A 6,701-nucleotide genomic window follows, 5' to 3' on the forward strand; every position below is an offset into this window, starting at 1 on the left:
ACCGGATATCGCTCGTGCCGGTCCTGACCCAGCCGTGAGGATGGGCGCATGACGACTGCACCGCTGCCCCCGCCGGACACCAAGGACTGGACCTGGGTCCTCGACCAGCCCTGTGCCGAGTGCGGCTTCGTCGCTGCGGACGTGGGTCGGTCGACGATGGGCGCGACGGTCCGCGAGAACGCCGCCCACTGGGCCCAGGCGCTGGCCGACCCGCGTGCCCGGCAGCGCCCGGAGCCGACCGTCTGGTCGCCGACCGAGTACGCCTGCCATGTCCGTGACGTGCACCGCGTCTTCGCCGGGCGGCTCGGGCAGATGCTCACGGACGACGACCCGGTCTTCGCGAACTGGGACCAGGACGAGACCGCTGTCGCAGATCGCTACGACCTGCAGGACCCGGCGGACGTCGTACCCGACCTGGTGGCGGGGGCCGAGGCGATCGCGGTCCTGTACGACTCCGTCCCCAGCGACGCATGGGAGCGTCCGGGGCGCCGCAGCAACGGCAGCGTCTTCACCGTGGACACGCTCGGGAGGTACCACCTGCACGACGTCATCCATCACCGATGGGACGTCCGCTGGCTCGACCAGCGATGATGGTCGGGTGCGGCACACGGAGTTCTGGGAGCGGATGGAGCACCACCTCGGGTCCGGGTATGCCCACGTCTGGGCGGACCAGTTCGTGATGGCCACCCTCGGCGGCCGTACGGTCCGTGAGGCCATCGACGCCGGCGAACAGCCCAAGCAGGTGTGGCGCGCGGTCTGGGAACAGCTCGAGCTGCCCGCGAGCGAGCGGTGACCCTTCTCGATCCCACCCGGGACGTCCTCGCTGTGCAGCGTCGTACGGTCCGCGTCCTGGTCCTGACCCAGGCAGTAGGAGCCGTCGGCATCACCATCGGCATCGCAACTGCCTCCCTGCTCGCCCGCGACCTGTCGGGGTCGGAGGCACAGTCGGGCCTCGCGCAGACCGCGCAGGTGCTCGGTGCCGCCGTGATCTCGTTCCTGCTCGCGCCGCTGATGGCACGCCGCGGACGAAGGACGGGCCTGATGAGCGGCTACCTCATCGGCGCGTGCGGTGGCCTGCTCGCCGTCGTCGCCGGTGTCGTCGGGTCGATGCTGGTCCTGCTCGTCGGAGCCGTCCTCCTCGGCGCTGGTACGGCGGCCAACAGTGCCGCGCGCTACGCCGCCACCGACCTCGCGACCGACGCGACCCGTGCCCGTTCGTTGTCGCTCGTCGTGTGGGCGACCACCGTCGGCGCGGTCGCCGGCCCGAACCTCACCGGTCCGGCCGGGTCGTTCGCCGACGCTGTCGACATCCCCGAGCTGACCGGACCGTTCGCGCTCGGCGCGATGGGCATGCTGCTGGCTGCGCTGGTCGTCGGCGTCCTGCTCCGGCCCGACCCGTTGCTGCTCGCCCAGCAGCTCGAGGGGGAGGCGGACGCTGCCGCGGGTCGTGCCCCGCGCGTCGCCGGCGGCCGCTCGTCGTGGGGACGTGCCATGAAGGCGATCGGCGACAACCCGGTCCTCGGCTACGCGATCGCTGCTCTCGCCCTGGCCCACGCGACCATGGTCGGTGTCATGGTGATGACCCCGCTGCACATGGAGCACGGTGGTTCGGGCCTCGAGGTGATCGGCATCGTGATCAGCGTCCACGTCCTCGGCATGTTCGCCTTCTCGCCGCTGGTCGGGATGCTGGCCGATCGCGTCGGACGGCCGCCCGTGCTCGGTGCCGGGGGAGCGACGCTCCTGGTGGCGCTGCTGCTGTGCGCCTCGGCACCCACCGGCATGTCGTGGCAGGTGACCGCCGGGCTGTTCCTTCTCGGAGTCGGATGGTCACTGGTGATGGTGTCGGCCTCCACCCTCGTGGCCGAGCATGCGCCGATCGAGGCACGCACCGATGTCCAGGGGACCTCGGACCTGGTGATGGGCCTGACCGCCGCCGTGACGGGTGCGTTGGCGGGCGTGATCGTCGACCTCGGCGACTACCCGACGCTGGCGCTCGCGAGCCTGGTGCTCGTCGTCGGCGTGCTCGGCGCATCGGCCCGCGCAGCGGTCGAGACGACACGCCGCACCGCCTGACCAGGTCCGATCGCCGGGTCGTGCTGGCCCGTCAGCGAGGGCGCACCCGACGGCGCACGGCGGTCCAGACGCGGTCGCCGAGCGGAGTCCGCCGGATCCGGCGCAGCAGGCGCAGGGGAGCGCTGTCGGGCCGGGGCAGTTCCGGGGGCGTGGTGACCCGGAGGTAGGTGGCGCCCGTGGCGGGCCGGGCGGTGTCCGCCTCCAGCCGCTCCGCCGCGACCGCAAGCGCGGTGAACTGCTGCAGGACCCGTGGGTCCGGGCGACCGCCCCGCACTGCGTTGCGGAGGGCCTTCTCGACCGCAGGCCTGTGCATCAGCCCGGCGAGCGAGCCGTGCGAGGTGTCCAGCAGCTGGCTCATCACCGCCACACCGTCGCCCTCCCACACGCGGGTGGAGGTGGACTGCATGGACGGGACCTTCACGAAAGGTACGTCGGCCCATTCCGGCACCAGCCGGGCGATCAGGCCGGTGTGCAGCAGCTGGTCGCGTTTCTGCGCCGGGGCCGACGAGAACGTGGCGGCGACGAACCCGGGTGCCAGGAAGGGGGTGACCATGCCGGTGACGTAGGCGGAGGTGGCCCAGCGCCGCACTCGTTCCACCAGGTAGAGGTAGTCGAGGAGGTGCAGGCCGTGGACGCCGGTGGCCCCGGCGTGCTGGACGATGCCGTTGATGCGGTCGCGTTCAGCCTCCACGACCTCCGGAACGATGGCGGCCTTCGGTGCGCCACGGATCAGGCGGTCCAGTCCCGCCTGGTGCGGGGTGAGGGCGGGGTCGGCGTCGGCCGCCGGATACCAGTAGCCGGTGGCGAGCTCGCCCGCTGCGCCGGTGTAGGTGGCGGGCCGGACCTGTCTCGACAGCATCGCGGAGGTCACCGGGCGGGCCATGTAGGTCGACGGGAACTGGTGGTCGTAGTGGTCGCGCAGCCCGCGCGCACGCTCCAGCAGGCCGGTGTCCAGCACCGTGGCAGGTGCTCCGGCGAGCCGCACCACGTGCTCGGGATCGAGGCCGCGCCGGTCCCGCAGCAGCTGCACCAGGCGACGGGCCGTCTCGCCCTCGGCCGGGATGTCCTCGGTGGTGAGGAACCGCGGCGTCCGGTCGGCGGCGATCAGGGTGGCGGCGATGAGGCGCGAGTCCTTGCCGCCGGACAGGCCGAGGGTGATCTCGTCGGCGTAGAGCCGGTGCACGCTGTCGGCGACGCCGGTCAACGCGGTGGCGGCGCGGTCCAGCTGCTCCTCCACCGGGCGCCCCTGGTCGGCGAGCCCGCTGGCCACCACGTCGTCCACGGCGTACCGCAGCTGGCTGTCGACCTCCCAGCCGCCGCCGGGCAGGCGCCGCCCCGTGGCCCGCTCTCCGGGACGCAGCTGGCGGGTCCCGGCCACCGGTGACAGGTCCCCGCCGAAGTGCCCGCAGACGGTGTACGACGTCCAGCCGGCCAGGTCCGGCCGCGCCGTCCCGTGCAGGAAGGTGGCGAGCAGCGTGGGCTGGGTGCAGAACGCGGTGATGCCGTCGGCCGTGCCGGTGAAGACCCGGGCCATGCCGAGCCAGTCCTGCTGCAGGGCGAACCGGTCGGTGTCCAGGGCCAGCAGGGCGAACGGGGGGACTCCCTCGCGATGCACGTCGTCGCCGGCCAGCAGCCGCCGGGCGAGTGCCGGCGGGCCGGTCCCGACGTCGATGCCCACGGGGATCCCGTGCGAGACCGCGGTGACGGGACCCTCGGTGGCGACCACCGGCCACCGGTAGGCGCGCTGATCGGCGGGATGCAGGACGATGACGCCCCAGTCGTCGCCGCCGAAGTCGTGGCGCTGCCAGGAGGTGGGCACGAGATCGCGGAGCGCGGGGGCGACCCGGGCGGTCCGTGCCGAGGTCGCCTCGGTCCCCAGCGGACCACGGGCAAACCAGGACAGCACGACCTGCATGCGCCTACTCCGTTGTCGACGTCAGGATTTGTGAAGGCTAGCCGAAACGCGGCGTGGTCGCTGTCCCCGGCGTTCGGACGACACGCCGGGACCACCTGAACGGTTTCGAACACCTGTTCGTCTAGGTTTGTTCCCACGGGACGCTGGCTGACCGCCAACCGTCCACAGGTACGACGTACAGGCGTGTTTGTCCACACCCACGACCCGGCTGATCAGGCTGTGTCGGGACCTCGTCATAACGTCGCCGATGTACCGACCTCACCACGACACCAGGAGCGAACAACATGGCTGGCGATGACCGGATGAAGGCGCTCGACGCAGCGCTGCTCAGCATCGAGAAGAACTACGGCAAGGGCTCGGTGATGCGCCTCGGTGACGACACCCGTGCGCCCCTCGAAGTGATCCCGACCGGCGCGATCGCGCTGGACGTGGCCCTGGGCATCGGCGGGCTGCCGCGCGGCCGGGTCGTGGAGATCTACGGTCCCGAGTCCAGCGGCAAGACCACCGTCGCCCTGCACGCGGTGGCCAACGCCCAGGCCGCTGGCGGCATCGTGGCGTTCATCGACGCCGAGCACGCGCTCGACCCGGAGTACGCCAAGGCGCTCGGTGTCGACACCGACTCCCTGCTGGTCTCCCAGCCCGACTCCGGTGAGCAGGCGCTCGAGATCGCCGACATGCTGATCCGCTCCGGTGCGCTCGACCTGATCGTCATCGACTCGGTGGCCGCGCTCGTGCCGCGCGCGGAGATCGAGGGCGAGATGGGCGACAGCCACGTCGGCCTCCAGGCGCGACTGATGAGCCAGGCGCTGCGCAAGATGACCGGTGCGCTCAACAACTCCAACACCACGATGATCTTCATCAACCAGCTGCGCGAGAAGATCGGCGTCATGTTCGGCTCGCCGGAGACCACCACGGGTGGCCGGGCGCTGAAGTTCTACTCCTCGGTGCGCCTCGACGTCCGCCGGATCGAGACGCTCAAGGACGGCACCGACATGGTCGGCAACCGGACCCGCGTCAAGGTCGTGAAGAACAAGGTCGCCCCGCCGTTCAAGCAGGCCGAGTTCGACATCATGTACGGCAAGGGCATCAGTCGCGAGGGCGGTCTGATCGACGTCGGCGTCGAAGCGGGCCTCGTCCGCAAGGCCGGCGCCTGGTACACCTACGAGGGCGACCAGCTCGGCCAGGGCAAGGAGAACGCCCGGACCTTCCTCAAGGACAACCCGGACCTCGCCAACGAGCTGGAGAAGCGGATCCTCGAGACGCTGGGCGTGACGCCGACGGTCGACAACGACGCACTCTCCGACGAGCCCATCGGCGTGGATTCCTTCTGATCGTTGGTTTCGAGGCTCGCTGCGCTCGCACCTCAATCAGCGGCACCGGTGGTTGAGGTGCGAGGAGCGCCAGCGACGAGCCTCGAAACCACCGGGCTCATCTCACGGAGGCAGTCATGGCGCAGTGGCCCAACCGCAGGGCCGAGCCACCCGACGACCTCGGGTGGACCGAGGACGCCGACCCCGAGTCGGTCGCGCGCAAGATCCTGCTCGACCAGCTGAGCATCACGGCACGCAGCCGTCATGAGCTGGAGGAGCGGCTGGCCCGACGCAACGTCCCCGAGGACGTGGCGGGCCGGCTGCTCGACCGGTTCGAGGAGGTCGGGCTGATCGACGACGAGGCCTTCGCCCGGGCGTGGATCGACAGCCGGCAACGCACCCGCGGGCTCGCACGGACCGCGCTGGCGGCCGAGCTGCGTCGCAAGGGCATCGCGGACGAGACCGCCCGCACCGTGCTGGCGGAGGTCGACCCCGGTGACGAGGAGGACGCGGCAGGCGTCCTTGTCCGCAAGAAGCTGCGGACGATGCGCGGACTCGACCGGCAGGTCGCCACCCGCCGACTCGTCGGCATGCTCGCCCGCAAGGGGTACTCGCCCGGGCTGGCCTATGCCGTGGTCAAGCGTGAGCTCGGTGCCCCAGAATGGTCGGGTGACGACGAGTGAGACGCCGCCCCCCGCCCGCGAGGTCCTGACCTACGACCTGTTCGGCACCGCCGTCCGCGAGCTCGCCCAACAGGTCGTCGACGACGGCTTCGAGCCCGACATCGTGCTCGCGATCGCCCGCGGCGGCCTCGGCCTGGCCATGGGGCTCGGCTACGCGCTGGACGTGAAGAACCTGTCGGCGGTCAACGTCGAGTTCTACACCGGCGTCAACCAACGCCTCGACGTGCCGATGATGCTGCCGCCCACCCCCGCGGCGATCGACCTGACCGGCATGAAGGTCCTGATCGCCGACGACGTCGCCGACACCGGCAAGACGCTCGAGGTGGTCCGCGACTTCTTCGCCGACCACGTGGCCGAGGCGCGCACTGCCGTCATCTACGAGAAGCCCTGGACCGTCATCAACGCGGAGTACGTCTGGCGTCGTACGGATGCCTGGATCGACTTCCCGTGGTCCTCGACACCGCCGCTCGTCAATCGTCAGGGCGGCAAGGCCCATTAGGGTCGGCGCATGACCGCGTTCCCTGTCTCGGACCTGACCTCCTCGCTCCGGGTCGCCCCGGGCCCGATCGATCTCGCCGCCATCGACACCGATGCCGCGCCGGGCTTCGACGGTGACAAGGATGCAGGCGCCGAAGCGCTGCTGGACAAGGGCCCGGAGCTCGCCGATCTCCAGGAGCGTCTCTTCGCTGACGGGAAGTCGGGCGGCCACCGCAACGTCCT

Annotated in this window: 7 protein-coding genes and 1 pseudogene; 7 read left to right on the forward strand and 1 reads right to left on the reverse strand. The window is 71.1% G+C overall.

What is annotated here, in order from left to right; all coding sequences use genetic code 11:
* The first annotated feature begins 48 nt into the window (after nucleotides 1-48).
* Genes ACOADB_RS11515 through ACOADB_RS11525 form a run of 3 tightly spaced genes read left to right on the forward strand, consistent with a single transcriptional unit; the run spans nucleotide 49 to nucleotide 2,073 of the window.
* Nucleotides 49-591 carry a DinB family protein gene (locus tag ACOADB_RS11515; protein ID WP_378598337.1) on the forward strand — a complete coding sequence of 181 codons (543 nt, stop codon included), beginning with the start codon at nucleotides 49-51 and terminating at the stop codon, nucleotides 589-591.
* A 7-nt stretch (nucleotides 592-598) separates the two neighbouring features.
* The gene (locus ACOADB_RS11520) at nucleotides 599-793 is read left to right on the forward strand and encodes a DUF3046 domain-containing protein (RefSeq protein ID WP_378598339.1); all 195 of its coding nucleotides are present in this window, start codon (nucleotides 599-601) and stop codon (nucleotides 791-793) included.
* Entirely contained in the window at nucleotides 790-2,073 is a 1,284-nt protein-coding gene (locus tag ACOADB_RS11525) for an MFS transporter (protein WP_378598340.1), read from the forward strand. Before ACOADB_RS11520 ends, ACOADB_RS11525 begins: the two co-directional genes overlap by 4 nt.
* A gap of 31 nt (nucleotides 2,074-2,104) precedes the next feature.
* Here the strand turns inward: ACOADB_RS11525 and ACOADB_RS11530 are convergent, their stop codons facing one another.
* On the reverse strand, nucleotides 2,105-3,988 hold the full coding sequence (locus ACOADB_RS11530) for a hypothetical protein (protein ID WP_378598342.1): 1,884 nt from the start codon (nucleotides 3,986-3,988) through the stop codon (nucleotides 2,105-2,107).
* A gap of 284 nt (nucleotides 3,989-4,272) precedes the next feature.
* Between ACOADB_RS11530 and recA the strand changes: the two genes are divergently transcribed.
* From recA to ACOADB_RS11550, 4 genes and pseudogenes are all read left to right on the forward strand, one after another.
* A complete protein-coding gene (gene recA, locus ACOADB_RS11535) occupies nucleotides 4,273-5,319 on the forward strand; it encodes a recombinase RecA (protein ID WP_378598344.1) in 1,047 nt (348 codons plus the stop codon).
* 116 nt (nucleotides 5,320-5,435) lie between these two features.
* Entirely contained in the window at nucleotides 5,436-5,981 is a 546-nt protein-coding gene (locus ACOADB_RS11540; protein ID WP_378598346.1) for a regulatory protein RecX, read from the forward strand.
* Complete coding sequence (locus tag ACOADB_RS11545) at nucleotides 5,968-6,480, forward strand: phosphoribosyltransferase (protein ID WP_378598348.1); 513 nt, start codon at nucleotides 5,968-5,970, stop codon at nucleotides 6,478-6,480. The genes ACOADB_RS11540 and ACOADB_RS11545 overlap by 14 nt, the downstream gene beginning before the upstream one ends.
* A gap of 9 nt (nucleotides 6,481-6,489) precedes the next feature.
* Nucleotides 6,490-6,701 (forward strand): annotated as a pseudogene (locus ACOADB_RS11550) (polyphosphate kinase 2 family protein); the annotation flags it as partial.

Origin of the sequence: Nocardioides sp. CPCC 206348, from assembly GCF_048654705.1 — a bacterium.
Classification (GTDB): domain Bacteria; phylum Actinomycetota; class Actinomycetes; order Propionibacteriales; family Nocardioidaceae; genus Nocardioides.